This window comes from Candidatus Saccharibacteria bacterium, assembly GCA_016699955.1.
Taxonomy (GTDB): Bacteria; Patescibacteriota; Saccharimonadia; order Saccharimonadales; family UBA4665; genus JAGXIT01.
Genome location: CP064993.1, coordinates 565,855 through 581,757, shown reverse-complemented (window position 1 = coordinate 581,757; position 15,903 = coordinate 565,855). Strand labels below are relative to the sequence as shown.

The window sequence follows — 15,903 nt, the reverse complement described above, 5'->3', positions numbered from 1 at the left end:
ATTCTAGTATATCTTGTATTTGACGTTTCTACAAGATGAGAATAGCTGTTATTAGTCCTCGGCAGATGAATTATTTAGGTGGATTGTGCCATCATTATCGATTGCAATAGTATCACCGTTTGCCAGAGCCTGGCTTTCTGCTGATTTGAGGGATAAAAGCTGGCCATCAGTCGGCACTTGGGGGGTCACCTGCGTCGTACCTTGGGCGGCTTGCTCTGAGTTTAAGCCCTTCTTTAGCTCCGCGGCAATACCCTTCACTTCTTGCTCGTCAAGTTCAGCACTCGAAACGTTACCCGCTTCGTACAAGTCGGTTGTTGGTTCGGTCGTGAGCGGTTTGATTTCCTGCTGAGTCACAGACTCCTGTGTACCAACGTCTAGCTCAACACTGGCAACATCCGTAGCGATTTGAGACTGGGGTGGTAACGGCGTGGCGCTTGGCATAGTCGCACTGCTGGGCTGAGCTGTTGGCCTTGCAGATGCTGGCATAGCTTTCTGCTTTGAAAGCCATTCATCGAGAAACGAGCCTGAACTAGGCGCTGGCGTCACGGCGGGCGGAGTAAGCGCCGCTGGCTGCCCGCCTACAGGTGCCTGAGCTGAAAATGGGTTAGAAAATGGCGTAGGCTCTGGCGTCCTCGTTGCAAGACGCTCAAATATTGCTTTTTCAACAACCGCACGCGGTTTGCCAAACTTTGCAGCCGAAAGTTGCTTGAGTGCATCGGAAAGACCCGGATTTGGGTTTCCTAGCGGTGGCAGTGTCGCCATACTAAATGGCTGAGTCGGCACACCGTTTATGAGTGTTCGAACAATCGTATTTGCGTTCGGCACACGCAACAAATCATCTCCATCGAAGTGCGGCTGAAAGTACCGACCGAGGCTCTCGACATCATTTTGCCCAATACGAAACGCTACGATTGTACCAATGTTACCAAAAACAGCATCACGGATTTCCTCAGTAAGCTGCGTCGTAAACTGGTTGGCAACAATAAGATTCAGGTGGTATTTGCGCGCTTCACTCATGATGGTCGCAAAGCTATCGGTTGAGAAGTTCTGGAACTCGTCAACGTAAAGCGCAAAGTCTGTACGTTCGTTTTCTGGCACATCGGATCGACTCATAGCTGCTGCCTGGAATTTCATGATAAACACCATACCAAGCAGTTTGCTATTGAGTTCCCCGGTGCGACCCTTGCTTAGGTTAACCAGTAGGATTTTTTTATTGTCCATCACATCGCGCAGGTCAAAGGCACTCTTGGTTTGGCCAATGATATTCCGCATCATTTCATTACTAAGGAAAGCTCCAAATTTACTAACAAACCAACTGATGACCTCACCTGAGTCGTTTGATCGCTGACTTGCCGGATATTCTTTTTGCCAATAATCAAGCACGTTAGGATCTTTTACGTACGTAAGTTTATGTTTTAAATACTCTGGGTCTCGGAAAAGTTTGGGAATATCTACAAAACTGCTGCCAGCCGGGTCTGCCATGACCGCAAGCGCGCAGTTACGAAATATACTTTCATACCGTGGCCCCATAATTCCCTGGTGCTGCGGGTCATATAGTTTATAAAGCATACCAATGACCTCTTGGATGATGAAGTCCTTCTGGTCGGCATTATGAAACTCAAACAGATTCAATCCCATAGGATAGGTCATATCTGAGGGACAGAAATATATAACATCTTCAGCTCGTTCCTTAGGCACCATGGAAAGCAACTTTTCTGCCGTATCACCATGAGGATCGACAAACGCAAAACCATCTCCGCGCAACATATCTTGGAGTGCCAGGTTTTCGAGAAAGGTTGATTTACCTGTACCCGTTTGGCCCACCACGTACATATGACGTTGCCTATCGCCCAGCCCCAATCGAACCGGCTTTTTCACTCCTCGAAATACATTGAAGCCCAGCAACAAGCCTTCCTGCGGCATATTGCGTGGACCATCTACTTGCTTTGAGTCCTGTCGCTCCAACTGTGAAGTTGGTATGCTGCGCTGATCTGGGAAGTGAAATATTGTGGCTAGCTCAACAGAATTGAGTATATTTTTTTTCTTATGCATAGGAAACGCCCTAAGCAAGAAGTTTGTGACGAGTTCTGATGGATCGTGAGCCGAGTGATAGTCAAAGCCATTCCTGCCAGGTGCATCAAACAACGAAAAACTTGCGATGATGTTATTTAATATCGCCTGCGAACGCTGAGATACATTTGAAGATGCAACGATCCTTATTGCAACCTCAAAACCAGGATGACGCGTTTTGTCTTCTATGGCATCAATAATCGACTGCTCCAGCGACGAAATATCTTTAGGCTTGTCCCGTTCCTCTTTAGGCTCTGGCGGCTTAACAAAAGCCGTCATCATGTCCTTTGCAAACGAGCCGACAGTCAGCCCCTTGTCTGTCCCTTTCTTCTTTGCAGATGCAAAATCTGTCGCCGTCTTTCGCCATGAAGTTTCAGCCGGACGGAATAATAGCTGGATTGCAGCGCCATCCTCATTTTCCACAGTCGAAAGAGCGTTAAGTATCGACTGAAACGCGTCGCGCTTCAAATCTTGGTAAGTAGCGATTGGGTATGCGTACTTTTCTTTTAGATTTAGTTGCCCGCCCATAACCGCATTCATGCCGCCAACCTGACTAAAAATGTTGTACTCGGGCGTAATTTCCAAACGAGCTGCTGGGTAGGCGCTTACGATAGCCTGCTGCATAACACTAACGTAGTCAGCCGGCACTGCAGTATATAAACGTACAAAGCCTTTTATGCCGACGATTTCAAAACAGAAATGACGCTGCCCATGAAACCGGTTTTTAAAACTTTGCTCTATTGTGCTCGCTATAATGTTGTAAATAATTTGTGCTTTGGAAATATTTTCGTCAACAAGATCTCGTACGTCACGGCCATTTAACTCCGTATCTTCACTCGGAGGAGGCAGATGTATGAGCATCGGAACCATAGATAGACCACGTTCATATTTGAACTTCTTTTGATTTAATTTTTGTAGACTTAATAACATCGTTTATTTACATCCTGGGCTCTGCTTACTAAGTACTGTCATGGTATTACTGCGCTTTTTCCTTCAAATCAATTCCAAAACGCGCTTTTAGATAGGCCTCTTTAATAGCATGGATATTGTCTGCTCGTTCGACTGGATTTGTGGCAGTTTGCAGCACAACACTCTCGATTTGTTCAGTCGCACGCTCCTGAAGAATTTTATCATCAACAGCCTGCGGCGAAATAGGCTGGGCGACTGCGTTCTGTTGCGAATATGCAGTACTACTGGGGGTAGGTGGCGCTGGTTGAGGCAACTCGTTCATGTATATAGTATATAACGATAGCGGACATCAATAATAGTGGCAATTTGCCTAGCTACTCCCTGTAGGACGATCGTACCGTGTAGAAATACCCGACAATGCCGAAAATTAGCAGCGTAAAGAAATCTCTGGGGGTTAGTTCGCCGATAGATTCAAGCCCAAGGCTCAGTACAGCGACAAGGCTTATCACCACTCCAAGTAGTTTAGACTGACGTGTCTGGGTTTTGCCTATGTGCAAATAGTACGCCCGTGAAAGCACCTGCCAGGTTGTAAATAGCGCGATACCGAGGAGAACGAATGGAACAATCAGTAAAAAAACAGGCATATTATAAGGCATTGTTGCGCCCATGAAGACAAACAAAAGAAACCAGATGCCACCGAGCTTTATGAGTTCTTTGTACTTCATAACCTATACTAATTAAAACACGCCATAAGCATAACACCTAGGCGTGGAAAATACATGGGTCGAAAGGCGATAAATCCGCTCAATATAAATTAATTTATAGCGCTTATCGCCTTCGACGTGACTGACCGCTCTCGCTGCCGGTAAGGCAACTCGAGCGAAAATGAATTGGATTTTTGTTTTGGCTGAGCCAAGTTCTATACTACTACATCAGGTATGGTTTGTCAATACGCTTTTGCTTGCCCGGCTAGCAACCTCTAGCTAAGCACATGCAAAGTTGCAGTATTTATCACAAGCATTTTGGTATTGACAACTGACTATTTGCTCACTATTATTAGAGGTAGCACTGAATAAAAAAAGTGCTCAAAAATAAAAACGACCAAAAAAACGACGGCCTCTCGCAAGCCGTCGTTTTATAAAACGAATACACAAACAACAAAAGACATTGTAACCGCAACCCACCATCCTACAGGTGGGTTGCGTTCTTTTTGAATACTTGAATAATCCGAACGTAACGGAATATGAAGTCACAGTCTATCCAGGCGGTGGTGAAAAACGGCCAACATGGTTTGGTTGTCGATATTGAGTGTCAGCTTACGAAGGGTCTGCCGGCGATCATTATTATCGGCTACGCAACAAAGGCTGTCGACGAGGCCAAGGAGCGCATACGCAATGCATTTGCCAGCTCACGGCTTGAGCTGCCTATTGAGCGTATTACTGTGAATCTTGCCCCTGCCGATATTCCCAAGGAAAACACTGGTTTTGATCTGGCAATTGTGGCGGCAATTCTACGCGCCTCAGGCCAATGCAGATTCGTGCCAGAGCATACAGCAATTATCGGCGAGCTTGGCCTTGAAGGCTCAGTTCGTCCCGTACGCGGCATAATTGGTAGGTTACTCGCCGGAAAGCATCATAATATACGCACTTTCATCATTCCTGTCGATGACCTCGACCAGGCGTCACGAGTACCAGATATCAAGCTCGTTCCAGTCTCATCGCTAACACAGCTCTACGGCTTCCTGAACAATAACCATGAACCATACGTCATTGCTACGTCTGATAGCCCAGTTTCTGCGCCTACTGAGCATGTGACGGACGAGGATAGTCTTACTCTTGAAGACGTTGTTGGCCAGGCGCTCGGTAAGCGAGCCGTCGAAATCAGTGCTGCAGGTGGTCACAATGTCCTACTTGGTGGGCCACCAGGAACCGGCAAAAGCATGCTTGCAAAAATACTTCCAGCCTTCTGCCCGCCATGACTCGCACTGAAATGCTTGAGGTCACACACCTTCATAGCCTTGCCCGTAACGATTTCAGTCGACTTGTGACGCTGCGACCATTTCGCTCTCCACACCACAGTGCCAGTACTGTTGCTGTGATAGGTGGCGGCAACAGTGTGCGCAATGAGTCTCGCGCACCGCGTCGTTTTGTTATTTGACGAATTGCCCAAATTTGGCCGGGTCACCATCGAAGCCCTGCGCCAACCGCTTGAGACCCGAACCGTTACTATAGCTCAAGCAAAAGAAACAGCAGAATATCCTGCCTATTCATATTCATCGCAACTGCTAACCCCTGCCCTTGCGGACATTACGGCACAAGTAAACCTTAGCGTTGCCTTCCACACCGCACCGTCCAATATCGTCGTAAACTACCTGGACCAATCCTTGACCGAATTGATATTTGCGTTGATGTGCATGAAATTGGCAACGGTCGTTTACTCAATAGCGGCAAAACTGATGGCCCCAGTTCAAAGGAAATGCGAGCAAAAGTTGCCACAGCGCGAGCCAAACAGTCAAAGCGCTTTGGTAAAACTGCTAAGCTCAACGCCGACATGACAAACCGTGAAGTCAAAGCACTGGCGAACCTAGAAGCGTCCGCAAAAGACATGCTAGACGCGGCAGCAGAAATAATTTAGCCTCTCCGCACGAGCCTATATGCGAAGTGTCAAGCTCGCGCGCACCATTGCCGACCTAGACGGAAGTGATGTCATCCAGCAAAAACACATCGCCGAAGCACTCCAGTACCGCCCCCACCAGTTCCACGACGCTTAAATCAAAGTCAACAGAAACAGCGTACCAAGAATACAGCGAGTAAGCTCCTCAAAAAAATTGACCTCTGTTTCTGCATCTGTTACAATCACTTGCACGGAAGTAATCAAGGAGAAGCTAGTATCGGCACAAGTACACGCCTGAATGGACAGATTCGGGCACCAGAAGTCAGGGTCATCGATGCAGATGGCAAACAGCTCGGCGTGATGAGCTCGCGCGAAGCGTATACGCTTGCGCAGGAACAGGAACTCGACCTCGTCGAGATATCGCCAGCAGCAAATCCGCCCGTCTGCAAAATAGTCGACTGGGGTAAGTTCAATTACCAGAAGACCAAGCAGGCACAAAAAAACCGCCTGAACAACAAAATTCTTGACATGAAGCAAATGCGTTTCGGACTCAAAATTGGCGACCATGACCTTGGTGTCAAAATGAAAAAAGTTACCGGTTTTCTCGAAGCCGGACACAAAGTGAAAATCACACTTTTTTTCCGTGGACGCGAGCTAGCACACAAAGATATTGGCTTCAAACTTGCCGAACGAGTCATCGACAGCTTTGGCGACACTATTGCCGTCGACCAACAACCGCAGCTCACAGGTAAACAACTTTCATTTGTTATCCGCGGCGTCGCCGTGAAGGCTCCAAAGCCTGCAAGCGACCCAACTGATAAATCATTATTAAATTAAACGAGTCTAGGGAGATAATATGCCAAAACTCAAGTCTCATAGCGGCACTAAAGACCGCGTACGAGTAACCAAGAACGGACGTGTTCGTGTCCGTCACTCACACGCTAGCCACTTCTTGCAGAAGAAAAGCGGCGCACGCAAGCGCAAGCTGGCTGGTTTGGAGACATTGAACGCAACCAACAGCAAAATAATACGTAAGAAGCTGGGGGTCTAGCCATGCGAGTCAAACGAGGCGTGCCAGGTCACGCAAAACACGTCAAAATCCGCAAAGCTACAAAGGGCATGAGTCACCCAAACAGGGTAAGCGTAAAGCGGGGCAAGCAGGCCACAACTCGTGCCTTGCAATTTGCCTACCGCGATCGCCGCAATCGTAAGCGCACCTTCCGCTCCCTGTGGAACGTCCGTATCAATGCCGCTGCCCGCGAGAACGGTACGACATACAGCCGTCTTATCTCTGGTCTGAAGGCAGCTAATATCGAGCTAGACCGTAAGGTTCTAGCCGAGCTAGCAGTCAACGAACCAAAGGCTTTCACCGCAGTCGTCAAAGCCGCCAAACTCGAAAAATAACCTTTTGCTTGGTTAAAAATACCCCTATCTTGGGGTATTTTTTATACGTAAATATTGACTGATATGCTAATGTTTTGTATAATATGATAAATTATGCCCGATCGTTTACGCATAAGTCCCGATCTTGTACCTGCAAACCCTCTCTCGAGGTTGTCTGGTAAGGGTTTAGCTTTGGCGGGTGAAGCTGCGCTCGGAGAAACTACGTCTAAAAAAAAGCCCCTCGTACCTAAGGATTTTGTTCTGCCACCCGAAACGGTGGTACAAATCGATAAACGAGTAGCATCAATAGCCACCGGAGCCACCGGCTTGACCGAATACACCGACCCTTCTGACAGAGTTACGCCTGGCATGCTATTCGATTCACGAGACGATATGGAAAGGCGGCGACTGGTGGTAACAATACATGAAACCCCAAAAGGTAAACCTATTGTCGGTGTATGTATCGAAGGTCTGCCGGGCGTCAACAACGTTGCTCTGCCCACTCTGCATGCAAAGCTAGATAGTGGCGAATTAATCCCTACGGAACGGACATCATAAGAAATAGTATTAGCTAGGTTTAGCAAAACACCCCGCTACTCGAGCGAGGTGTTTTTATAACTGGTAGATTACCGGTAAGCCGGGTTTTGTGTCTTTCTTACGAAAGCGCTAATCATCTATCTAGGCCTGCAATTGCTTGCAGGCTCAAGCGGGGTCAAACGTGAGCATCGCGGGAACGTATTTAGCTCACTCCTTGCAGCAGACAGGGTTTACCTCTCTCGCATGTTACCATGCGCGACTACGAGCTCTTACCTCGCGCGTTTCACCTTTACCTGGTAAAACCAGGAAGTATCGTTTCTGTGGCACTTTCCCTAGGGTCACCCCCGGCCGCCGTTAGCGGCTGTCATTCCCTATGCTGCCCGGACTTTCCTCTGGCACATAAATGTACAAGCGATTAGCTAGCAATCTAACCCCTATAGTATACCACCTCTGTTATGTTCAAAGACAACCTTTTCAGCAAAGAACAGGCTCAGGGGTTATTTATCGAGTTAAAATATCGGAATCGGTAATAGTGACAGTCTGACCAGGCTGGGCTGTGCCTTCCAGTATCCGTTTAGCAACTAAGTCCTCGACACTGCGCTGCACAACGCGGCGCATTGGGCGAGCGCCGAGCCTTGGATCGTAGCCAATCGCAGCAAGGCGCTGAACCGCCTCGGGCGTGAGTTGCACCTGGATTTTTTGGGTTTTCAACGTACTATTTACCTCTGTTATCATGCGCTCAACCACCTGCCCAAGCTCCTCCTCTGTCAATGGGCGAAACACGACAATTTCGTCAAATCTGTTGAGAAATTCTGGCCGAAACTGCTGCCTGTCTATAAGCTCATCTACAATGCTGTCTTCAAATTCTTCAAGTTTTTTACCCTCGTCTATAAGCTGGCGAATCTGCTCTGCTCCGGCATTGCTCGTCGCAATCACTATTGCGTCGCGGAAGCTGACCTCGCGGTTGTTCACATCCCTAAGCACACCTTCATCAAGGAGCTGCAGAAGCGTTGTCAAAACCTGTGGATGGGCTTTTTCGACTTCATCTAGCAACACTACTGAAAACGGCTGTTTCAATATGCTCGCTGTTAGGCCATGCGGTTCGTTTGCGCCATCCGCAATTAAGCGCGAAACGTCTTCGAGCCTAACAAATTCATTGAGGTCAATGCGCACAATTCTATCTTCCCCGCCGAAATACACCGCCGCCAAAGCTTTGGCGAGCTCTGTTTTGCCAACACCTGTCGGGCCCAGAAACAGAAACGTACCTATCGGTCGCTTTTCATTTCTTACCCCTGCCCGAGCCCGCCTAAGTGCATTACTCACCGCCGTAACGGCCCGCGACTGGTTGACCATCCGCTGGTGAATCAGATCTTCCATGTTCAGTAATCTGTCGCGCTCTGCAGTGTCATTGGCGGGTGGAGCAACTTTCACACCGCTTGATAGTTCAATGGCTGCGGCCACAGACTCTGCCGTCACAAAACCATTATTGGCTTGTCGCGCTGCTTGTTCGAGCAAGCGGACAGCGCGCCCTGGCTGAGCAAGGTCATACATGTACCGCTCGCTCAGCCGATAACCTTCCTTCAAACCCTGGTGAGTAAACGTAACCTTGTGTTCGCTCTCTAGACGAATAATCTGTTCCTGCAAAACGGACATGGTGTCGGCCTCATTGCCCGAGGTCACGTTTATACGGTTAAGCGCACTCACGAGCGCAGGATTACGCTGTGAAATCCGTAAATACGCCTGTTCGTCCATAGCCATAAATATTCTTAGTCGCCCGCTCTCTATAATCGGCATGAGCGCCGAGCTAAGATCAACCGAACCATTGCTTTCTTCAAAAAACAACTGCGCATCATCAAGAAACAAAATGATGTTTTTGGCACGAAATGCCTCTACAAACAAACGTTGCACAATGTCCTCAAGCTCAGTACGATTGCGCGCAAATCGAATAAGCGTACCGGCGTCGAGTCGAATAACCTGGCTGTACCGTAGGTTTCCAGGGACATTACCGCCACCCGTCATAACATTTGTGGCAAATGCCTGTGCAATAGTCGTCTTGCCTACCCCCAGCTTGCCAACAATTGCTGCATTCTGACGCCCTTCCCCGGCAAAAACAGACTGAAGCTGTGCGGTTACAGCGTGGTGCGACTCCAGATTTGCGTTAAACATGCCGCCATGTGCTCCCTGCTGACTCATGTTAACCCCAAATCGTTCGAGTAAATTTGCGTATCCGAAGTTCCAGTCGCGAGCAATACCACCATTTTGGCGTGGCATATGAGCCTGTTTGATAATTTCCTGGATGCGACTATACCACCGCATACCAAGAATTAAATCGGCAGGCTCTAGCTGGAGGTGCGGCAGCAACTGCGCGAGACCCGGCTGTGTCACGCACAAAGCTGCTACGAGCATATCGCCCCGCAAAATATCACTCTTCAGCTGCACCCTATACTGTTCGGCTAGCTGCCAGACTGCTTCAGCATCTGCGGGTTTATCTGAGGCAAGATCGCTGAGTACTTTAGCAGAAAGCTCAAACCGTACAATCATAAACCGCGCCGCCGCCGAGTGCGGTGCAGCCAACGCAATAGCCTTTGGCGTCACATCCTGTGGCAATTTGCCAAGCACACTGCTCTCTAAAATCTGATCAATGCCCGCCCCAGTCCCTGCAGGAATATCGTTAAGGTCATACGTATCCCATACTCCGCACATAACGGGGATCGCTGCAAGCCCAACAAATAACCAACCGACTGCAATATTACTAAAGAGCAGCGCCAGACCGCACAGAACAAGTAGTACCCCTGCAGCAAACAAAACCATGACGAACACAGGACTGATAGATGCACCAAGCCGAGCTTTGCGGGCTCTAGTTGCATGTAATGTTATCTCTGCCACGGTACCCACCCCACAATGCTTACCACTCCCCCAATAACTGGGAGTAAGGGTACGACTATCCAGAGCGTAAGTTGCAGCAGACTAAGCAACCCTATGAGCACCATGCAACCTGTACCGAAAACGAGCGTCACTACGCGTACAAAAAAGCCGACAACTCGCGAAAACGTCCGATCACTCCACTGCCGAAACTGTACGGCAAGCGACCCACCATGAGCCTCGTTCCCTATCTGACGAAAAGGGGCAAAAAGTGTTCGAATTAAAATACTAAAGGAAAAATAATCTACCCAGCGAAGCCAGCGTCGAGATACCGCCTGCAGCTGCAACCGCCATCCAAGCCCATACCACCATACAACTAATGCACTTATCATAACCACTATTCTACCAGACTATGCCCCTCTTGTACTCCCAGGGGATACTTAAGACTGTAGCTCGACGTCAAGCGCTTTGTTGACCTCGGCGTCTGCTAGTTTGTTAAGCTCCCGCGGGACATGGTCAAACGTCACTTTTTCAAACTTGGGCAAAATCTGCTGGATGGCGTCATGTATCGGCCACAGGTCGCGGTTTTTTACTTTAAAAATCCGTTTCATTTGATTTACTACCAGCAAGCTATCCATGTACACATGCACCTCGCGAGCCTGGCATTTCTGAAGCGCTGCTTCCAGCCCGTGCTTGAGTGCAAGGTATTCGGCTTGATTGTTTGTTGTAATTCCAAGAAAAATGCCCTGCGAAAAAAGCACCCTTCCGCTCATATCGAGCACAACATAACCACTTGCCGAAGGCCCCGGATTACCACGAGACCCACCATCGGCATACAGCTGCACCTCTGTTACATGTGTTGTTGTTTTGTCATCATCCCCTGCCACCCCCGATTCATGACTTCCATCGGCGAGCCTATCAATTGCACGCGCAAGCTCCCAATCTTTGTCTGAAATACACTGCGTCGGTTCGTGTGTACTCAGCCAAAACTCCACAACGTTCCATTCGTTCTGCCAGCGCGGATGATGCCCTAGCCTATTCACAACCGCACTCACTTGCTCCATAAACGACCACGCTAGGCGGAAGTCAGAAAATACAAATTGCTTGTATAGGCCGTGTTTTGTTTCAGTCCACATGAACCTATGGTACCACGTAACCTCTACTGAGCAGTCTGCAAGTTTCGGGGTCGCCGTAGGTGACCGTGAGGAACGAACGGCCAAAATCACAGCACATTTGATACAATACAAACGCACACTATCGGGGTGTGGCGCAGTTGGTAGCGCGTACGGCTGGGGGCCGTGAGGTCGCAGGTTCAAGTCCTGTCACCCCGACCAGAAGAAACTTTTTCTAAATCCACCATCAAAACGTATGGTAAATTTAGCTTTATAGCCTAGAAAATTTATACGTACTTCACACATTGTTTGTAATATGTTAAAAACAATACCCTATGCTAGATAGATATTTTGTCAAGAACAACACACCAAAGGATGTATTTACAAGGCAATATAAACCCGAGCATGCTATCACTAGACGTAGGTTCGTTAATGAGAGCGGGCGCAATCTGCACGTTATTTTTCCGCCGTGGCACGGTGGTGGACAGCTTTACGAGCGGTTAATAGATGGGTTAGCCCGCAAAGGCGACGCCGTGTTGGCTTATTACTTCCACGACGAGATTCTAAAGCCCAACACAGAGCTTGTCAGGGCTTCCTATGCACACATGAGAGATACGATTTCAGCCGAATTAACACACACGGTTGAGAAACGCAGTTACGCTAAGGTGCGGCTAATTGGTATGAGTATAGGCAATACCGTGCTAGCTACGACAACCAGTAAATTCCCCGCTTTTGATAGTGCAGTACTTGTATGCACCGCAAGTAGCCTAGCCCGAAGTATGTGGGACGGGACAAGAACGCAGCACGTTAGAGCGGGTATTGAGCAGAGTGGCCAAGACTTAGCTTATGTCGAGAATGCGTGGCACGACGCTGCACCCGCTACGCACATTGGTGCTTTGGCAGGTAAAGACGTACGCATACTGGTATCTAATAGGGATGATATTATTCCTACTCGCTATCAAATGGAGTTTGTACAAGCGGCACAAGAAGCAGGGGTTAACCCAAATGTGCAAACAACACGAGTTGGACATTACGCTGCAATTGGCGGGTTCTGTCTTAACGGCAAGGTCTAAAATACTAACCCCTCTATCATCCGCGATTTAGTAGTCGGCAAAATTGACATATAATCATTAGTATGACAAAGTTAATGTATGTTCAGGACTACCCACTACATGCCTTACTGTGATAATACAACCTCTTGAGTGAAAGTGCTGTAGCCATGCCGGAAGTCACCAGCGGTCTCTCTATAACCAGCGGGCCAATGCAAGGATTGCTGGAACGTCTACTAGCTGTGCCCCAGCGATCGTCGAATGACGAGTTTGGACAGCAGGAATTCGTAGGCTCGCTAGCATTGAGTGCAACAAAACCAGAGCATTTACCAGCAATGGCCTTGCCAGTTCTAGAGTTTATGGAAGATGTAAAGCCACATATTGTTATTGCCTGTGATAGAGGTGGCCGCTTATTTGGTTTAGCTGTGCACGCTGCATGGCAGCGAACAAGGGGCGGCCAACCATTTCCAACACTTGACGGTAAGCTTCATTTTGCACGGATCAGTAAGACAGAAGACTATGATGTGCTTCAAGCAAAGATAGATATAATTATTGAGGCTAGTAGGCGCTTTGGCCAACAGCACGGAAATGAACCTGCCGATAACGAACAACTTCGAGTGCTATTTGTAGACGATTGGGTAACAGGTGGTGGCACTAAGCAATTAGCTCAGCTCTTAATGGAAAAGCACAGTGCACAAACATACTACGGTGTAATGCACGGCGAAGATGCAGATGTAACAGGAAAACGAGAACCAGATAAAAACGTTAGTTGGCGCGATAGACCTGAAGAAAGCGGCATAAATTATCTTTCAGCTATTTGGGAAAAACCAGACGGAACAATTGCTCAAACACTAACAGCAGTTGCTGTACCTGGTGTAAAAGCAAGACACAATCGTTGGCTTATACAAGAGGCAGCACGGCGATTACCTACTGCTCTCGTTCTTGGAGCTGCCATTTGCTACCCTACTTCTACCTCTCGTTGATATTCAACACCTATTAACTCTTTAGCTGACAATGACTAGATTAGTGCTGGGCGGCCACATGATTAGCCCTGAAAAAGATTCAAGGTGGGTGCTCGCACGCTGCAACCAAGGTTTCAGACAAATATTGAGCTCCCCTATGATTAGTATTCAGATAATCATATAGTGGCCACTCCGCCTGAGGCGGGGCTTACCCAGCTAGTCTATTATAACTCTCGTTGGCTTATTGTAACAGGGCTGGTAACACGTTATACTGAAAAGCATGACAATACTTTTCGTCCAAACGGGTGGCACAATAGACAAAGACTACCCCGAAAACGATAACAATCACGGATACTACTTTGAGATAGGTGATCCTAGTTTTTTACGTACACTAGAACGAGCAAACCCTGATTTTTCATACCAAACAATGTCTGTACTGAGAAAAGATAGCCTAGACATGACCGATCTAGATAGAAAACTTGTCAAAAAGGCAGTCGATAGCGTCAAAGAAGAACGTATTGTTATAACACACGGTACCGACACCATTCATAAGACCGCCAAAGAACTATCAAACATAAAAGGCAAAACAATTATACTAACCGGCGCTCGCCTACCAGAGAAATTCTACGATTCAGAAGCAGATTTTAACCTTGGTATGGCCATTGCCGGCGCCCAGGTACTGCCACACGGCATATACATTGCATTATTCGGTTTACTGATTCCTTGGGATAAATTTAATAATAAGTAACCCGGCTATTTTATACAATTGCCTGCAACACCGCTTGGTTGAGAGTACCCAGCCACCCGCCCAAACCACCCATAACAACGAGCGCCAGTATAATCACAAAACCGTAGGGCTCGATACGTTCCATAAACTCTTGTACGGGTTCTGGTGCAAATGCATAGAGCACACGCGAACCATCTAGGGGCGGAATGGGCAGAAGATTAAACACAAAAAGCCCAACATTTAAAAATAAAAATGTCGTCATGACGTCATACGCAAAACCGCTTAACGCTACTGTTTTTAGTACAAATGCCGTAACAATGGCCAATAACAGATTAGACACTGGCCCCGCGGCGGCTATCATAGCAGCTCCGTACTCTTCGTACTTTACTCTCCCGGGGTTAAACGGAACTGGCTTCGCGGCTAGAAACAATACATTAAAAATTGCCCAGGTTATGGCTGGCAATACGACTGTCATAAATGGATCAATATGACTAAGCGGGTTAAGAGACACCCTGCCCTCGTCCCGGGCGGTCGAGTCCCCTAGCTTAAAGCCAATATACGCATGCATAAACTCATGCACCGTCATAGCCCCTAGCAGGCATATAATCACGATAAACAGGTAGTAAGGAGAAAACTCTGTCATTACCCTACTAGTATAGCAGCGTTGACTTCAGGGGTGAAACTATGTACAATACCAACTTGAATCTAATCCTAACTCGGAGCAATCATGCAAAAATGTGATCTTACCGGCAAAGGCAAGCAGTACGGCAGCAATGTCAGCTTCTCGCAGCGCCACACCAAAAAAGTCTGGAAGCCAAATCTTCAGACCAAAACTGTTGAAGTTGACGGTAAAAAAGTAAAACTAAAAATCAGTACTCAAGCTATTCGCACCCTCAAGAAAAAAGGCCTCCTCGCGTAAAAGGCTGATAGTTGGTAGTTTACCCAAACTCGCCCACCTAACGTGTCAAGGCACTAAAAGTGATGCTTATTACCGAGCTGGGATTATAAAGACTATTAAAAACCAGCCTGTTAGGCTTTTTCTAGTATAACTAGTTGCGTGGTATCGGACATCTCGGCTGGCTTAAACTGATACTTTTTAGTCGTTTCCTTTGGCTCCATGCCAAAAGCCTTGAGAGCATCCTCTAGAGATTGCTGAGGAACTTCGTATTGTAGCTCACTATCCGCATAGTGTGTTGGCACAAACACCTTTGGCTCTATTTCTTTGACTACCTGCAAGGCACCCGTCGGATCCATGGTGTAGCCAGTGCCGCCAACAGGAACCAACAGTATATCTACTAAGCCAATTTTTTCGAGCTTTGATTCGCTTAGCTTTGGATAGATATGCCCAATAACAAGCACCCTGACATCACCGGCCGTAACTTTGTACATAGTTGCGTTACGCTCGGAGTCACCATCCATGTGCGCCCGAGCCTGTATACCCAGTATGTTGACACCGCTCACCTCGTATTCACCGGCCATATCTATGGTCATTTTTGTTCCTTTGACTGGCTCAGGGTGGGCTGCAGTAAATAAACAAACATCGCCTTCGCGCGACACGGGCTTTGCACCAAGCTGAACCAAGTTATCATCAAAAACCAAACGAACGTTTTTAGTAGTTATCGTAACGCAATTTGCACCGTAAAATTGTATATCCATTGTCTCTTGGCTCCAGTACTTAG

General features: G+C 47.7%; 21 protein-coding genes, 1 tRNA gene and 1 other RNA gene. 14 read left to right on the top strand and 9 right to left on the bottom strand.

The genetic code is table 11. The annotated features are described in order from the left end of the window. Positions 1–51: 51 nt before the first annotated feature. From IPL85_03055 to IPL85_03045, 3 genes are read right to left on the bottom strand one after another with little or no spacing between them, the layout of a single operon-like run. Positions 52–3,000 carry an ATP-binding protein gene (locus IPL85_03055; GenBank protein QQS20394.1) on the bottom strand — a complete coding sequence of 983 codons (2,949 nt, stop codon included), beginning with the start codon at positions 2,998–3,000 and terminating at the stop codon, positions 52–54. A gap of 46 nt (positions 3,001–3,046) precedes the next feature. Continuing rightward, positions 3,047–3,301 (bottom strand): hypothetical protein, encoded by a 255-nt coding sequence (locus IPL85_03050; GenBank protein QQS20393.1) that lies wholly within the window; start codon positions 3,299–3,301, stop codon positions 3,047–3,049. A 52-nt stretch (positions 3,302–3,353) separates the two neighbouring features. Then, on the bottom strand, positions 3,354–3,704 hold the full coding sequence (locus tag IPL85_03045; protein QQS20392.1) for a hypothetical protein: 351 nt from the start codon (positions 3,702–3,704) through the stop codon (positions 3,354–3,356). Positions 3,705–4,222: 518 nt separating this feature from the next. Here IPL85_03045 and IPL85_03040 point away from each other — a divergent pair. The 9 genes from IPL85_03040 (at position 4,223) to IPL85_03000 (ending at position 7,533) form a co-directional block, all read left to right on the top strand. Next, the gene (locus IPL85_03040; protein QQS20391.1) at positions 4,223–4,957 is read left to right on the top strand and encodes an ATP-binding protein; all 735 of its coding nucleotides are present in this window, start codon (positions 4,223–4,225) and stop codon (positions 4,955–4,957) included. Continuing rightward, positions 4,954–5,136, top strand: a complete 183-nt coding sequence (locus IPL85_03035) for an ATP-binding protein (GenBank protein ID QQS20390.1) — start codon at positions 4,954–4,956, stop codon at positions 5,134–5,136. Before IPL85_03040 ends, IPL85_03035 begins: the two co-directional genes overlap by 4 nt. Beyond that, positions 5,102–5,533, top strand: a complete 432-nt coding sequence (locus IPL85_03030) for an ATP-binding protein (protein ID QQS20389.1) — start codon at positions 5,102–5,104, stop codon at positions 5,531–5,533. The genes IPL85_03035 and IPL85_03030 overlap by 35 nt, the downstream gene beginning before the upstream one ends. Further along, positions 5,455–5,613 carry a hypothetical protein gene (locus IPL85_03025; GenBank protein ID QQS20388.1) on the top strand — a complete coding sequence of 53 codons (159 nt, stop codon included), beginning with the start codon at positions 5,455–5,457 and terminating at the stop codon, positions 5,611–5,613. Before IPL85_03030 ends, IPL85_03025 begins: the two co-directional genes overlap by 79 nt. Before the next feature lie 19 nt (positions 5,614–5,632). Continuing rightward, the gene (locus IPL85_03020; GenBank protein QQS20387.1) at positions 5,633–5,749 is read left to right on the top strand and encodes a hypothetical protein; all 117 of its coding nucleotides are present in this window, start codon (positions 5,633–5,635) and stop codon (positions 5,747–5,749) included. Between the two features lie 89 nt (positions 5,750–5,838). Continuing rightward, complete coding sequence (locus tag IPL85_03015; GenBank protein QQS20386.1) at positions 5,839–6,429, top strand: translation initiation factor IF-3; 591 nt, start codon at positions 5,839–5,841, stop codon at positions 6,427–6,429. A 19-nt stretch (positions 6,430–6,448) separates the two neighbouring features. Continuing rightward, positions 6,449–6,643 (top strand): 50S ribosomal protein L35, encoded by a 195-nt coding sequence (rpmI, locus tag IPL85_03010; GenBank protein ID QQS20385.1) that lies wholly within the window; start codon positions 6,449–6,451, stop codon positions 6,641–6,643. Between the two features lie 2 nt (positions 6,644–6,645). Further along, a complete protein-coding gene (gene rplT, locus IPL85_03005; GenBank protein ID QQS20384.1) occupies positions 6,646–6,996 on the top strand; it encodes a 50S ribosomal protein L20 in 351 nt (116 codons plus the stop codon). Between the two features lie 93 nt (positions 6,997–7,089). After that, the gene (locus IPL85_03000; protein QQS20383.1) at positions 7,090–7,533 is read left to right on the top strand and encodes a hypothetical protein; all 444 of its coding nucleotides are present in this window, start codon (positions 7,090–7,092) and stop codon (positions 7,531–7,533) included. A gap of 59 nt (positions 7,534–7,592) precedes the next feature. On the opposite strand, the gene rnpB is transcribed toward IPL85_03000, so the two are convergent. The 4 genes from rnpB to IPL85_02980 all read right to left on the bottom strand — a co-directional run bounded on the left by rnpB (position 7,593) and on the right by IPL85_02980 (position 11,510). Beyond that, an RNA gene (gene rnpB, locus IPL85_02995) (RNase P RNA component class A) lies at positions 7,593–7,943 on the bottom strand. 70 nt (positions 7,944–8,013) lie between these two features. Further along, entirely contained in the window at positions 8,014–10,398 is a 2,385-nt protein-coding gene (locus IPL85_02990; GenBank protein ID QQS20382.1) for an ATP-dependent Clp protease ATP-binding subunit, read from the bottom strand. Then, positions 10,386–10,766, bottom strand: coding sequence for a hypothetical protein (locus IPL85_02985; protein QQS20381.1), 381 nt, complete (start codon positions 10,764–10,766; stop codon positions 10,386–10,388). The genes IPL85_02990 and IPL85_02985 overlap by 13 nt, the downstream gene beginning before the upstream one ends. Positions 10,767–10,814: 48 nt before the next feature. Beyond that, complete coding sequence (locus IPL85_02980; GenBank protein ID QQS20380.1) at positions 10,815–11,510, bottom strand: reverse transcriptase-like protein; 696 nt, start codon at positions 11,508–11,510, stop codon at positions 10,815–10,817. Between the two features lie 122 nt (positions 11,511–11,632). Here IPL85_02980 and IPL85_02975 point away from each other — a divergent pair. The 4 genes from IPL85_02975 to IPL85_02960 all read left to right on the top strand — a co-directional run bounded on the left by IPL85_02975 (position 11,633) and on the right by IPL85_02960 (position 14,245). Beyond that, positions 11,633–11,708 (top strand) — tRNA-Pro (locus IPL85_02975). A gap of 113 nt (positions 11,709–11,821) precedes the next feature. Beyond that, complete coding sequence (locus IPL85_02970) at positions 11,822–12,559, top strand: hypothetical protein (GenBank protein ID QQS20379.1); 738 nt, start codon at positions 11,822–11,824, stop codon at positions 12,557–12,559. A gap of 125 nt (positions 12,560–12,684) precedes the next feature. After that, positions 12,685–13,518, top strand: a complete 834-nt coding sequence (locus IPL85_02965) for a phosphoribosyltransferase (GenBank protein QQS20378.1) — start codon at positions 12,685–12,687, stop codon at positions 13,516–13,518. Positions 13,519–13,777: 259 nt separating this feature from the next. Continuing rightward, positions 13,778–14,245 carry an asparaginase gene (locus IPL85_02960; protein QQS20377.1) on the top strand — a complete coding sequence of 156 codons (468 nt, stop codon included), beginning with the start codon at positions 13,778–13,780 and terminating at the stop codon, positions 14,243–14,245. A gap of 10 nt (positions 14,246–14,255) precedes the next feature. Here IPL85_02960 and IPL85_02955 read toward each other — a convergent pair whose 3' ends face one another. Further along, positions 14,256–14,867 (bottom strand): site-2 protease family protein, encoded by a 612-nt coding sequence (locus IPL85_02955; GenBank protein ID QQS20376.1) that lies wholly within the window; start codon positions 14,865–14,867, stop codon positions 14,256–14,258. An 81-nt stretch (positions 14,868–14,948) separates the two neighbouring features. Here IPL85_02955 and IPL85_02950 point away from each other — a divergent pair, with 81 nt between their 5' ends. After that, positions 14,949–15,143: a 50S ribosomal protein L28 gene (locus IPL85_02950; protein ID QQS20429.1), complete on the top strand. Its 195-nt coding sequence runs from the start codon at positions 14,949–14,951 to the stop codon at positions 15,141–15,143. Between the two features lie 110 nt (positions 15,144–15,253). On the opposite strand, the gene IPL85_02945 is transcribed toward IPL85_02950, so the two are convergent. Then, the gene (locus IPL85_02945) at positions 15,254–15,880 is read right to left on the bottom strand and encodes an MBL fold metallo-hydrolase (protein ID QQS20375.1); all 627 of its coding nucleotides are present in this window, start codon (positions 15,878–15,880) and stop codon (positions 15,254–15,256) included. Positions 15,881–15,903: the final 23 nt, after the last annotated feature.

Excerpts from the sequence above, each read along its gene's own strand:
- IPL85_03000 (QQS20383.1), top strand. The coding sequence starts at position 7,090 with ATGCCCGATCGTTTACGCATAAGTCCCGATCTTGTACCTGCAAACCCT.
- IPL85_03025 (QQS20388.1), top strand. The coding sequence starts at position 5,455 with ATGCGAGCAAAAGTTGCCACAGCGCGAGCCAAACAGTCAAAGCGCTTT.
- IPL85_03045 (QQS20392.1), bottom strand. The coding sequence starts at position 3,704 with ATGAAGTACAAAGAACTCATAAAGCTCGGTGGCATCTGGTTTCTTTTG.
- IPL85_02985 (QQS20381.1), bottom strand. The coding sequence starts at position 10,766 with ATGATAAGTGCATTAGTTGTATGGTGGTATGGGCTTGGATGGCGGTTG.
- rplT (QQS20384.1), top strand. The coding sequence starts at position 6,646 with ATGCGAGTCAAACGAGGCGTGCCAGGTCACGCAAAACACGTCAAAATC.
- IPL85_02960 (QQS20377.1), top strand. The coding sequence starts at position 13,778 with ATGACAATACTTTTCGTCCAAACGGGTGGCACAATAGACAAAGACTAC.
- IPL85_03020 (QQS20387.1), top strand. The coding sequence starts at position 5,633 with ATGCGAAGTGTCAAGCTCGCGCGCACCATTGCCGACCTAGACGGAAGT.
- IPL85_02970 (QQS20379.1), top strand. The coding sequence starts at position 11,822 with ATGCTAGATAGATATTTTGTCAAGAACAACACACCAAAGGATGTATTT.
- IPL85_03030 (QQS20389.1), top strand. The coding sequence starts at position 5,102 with ATGAGTCTCGCGCACCGCGTCGTTTTGTTATTTGACGAATTGCCCAAA.
- IPL85_02955 (QQS20376.1), bottom strand. The coding sequence starts at position 14,867 with ATGACAGAGTTTTCTCCTTACTACCTGTTTATCGTGATTATATGCCTG.
- rpmI (QQS20385.1), top strand. The coding sequence starts at position 6,449 with ATGCCAAAACTCAAGTCTCATAGCGGCACTAAAGACCGCGTACGAGTA.
- IPL85_02945 (QQS20375.1), bottom strand. The coding sequence starts at position 15,880 with ATGGATATACAATTTTACGGTGCAAATTGCGTTACGATAACTACTAAA.
- IPL85_02980 (QQS20380.1), bottom strand. The coding sequence starts at position 11,510 with ATGTGGACTGAAACAAAACACGGCCTATACAAGCAATTTGTATTTTCT.
- IPL85_03055 (QQS20394.1), bottom strand. The coding sequence starts at position 3,000 with ATGTTATTAAGTCTACAAAAATTAAATCAAAAGAAGTTCAAATATGAA.
- IPL85_03040 (QQS20391.1), top strand. The coding sequence starts at position 4,223 with ATGAAGTCACAGTCTATCCAGGCGGTGGTGAAAAACGGCCAACATGGT.
- IPL85_03050 (QQS20393.1), bottom strand. The coding sequence starts at position 3,301 with ATGAACGAGTTGCCTCAACCAGCGCCACCTACCCCCAGTAGTACTGCA.
- IPL85_03035 (QQS20390.1), top strand. The coding sequence starts at position 4,954 with ATGACTCGCACTGAAATGCTTGAGGTCACACACCTTCATAGCCTTGCC.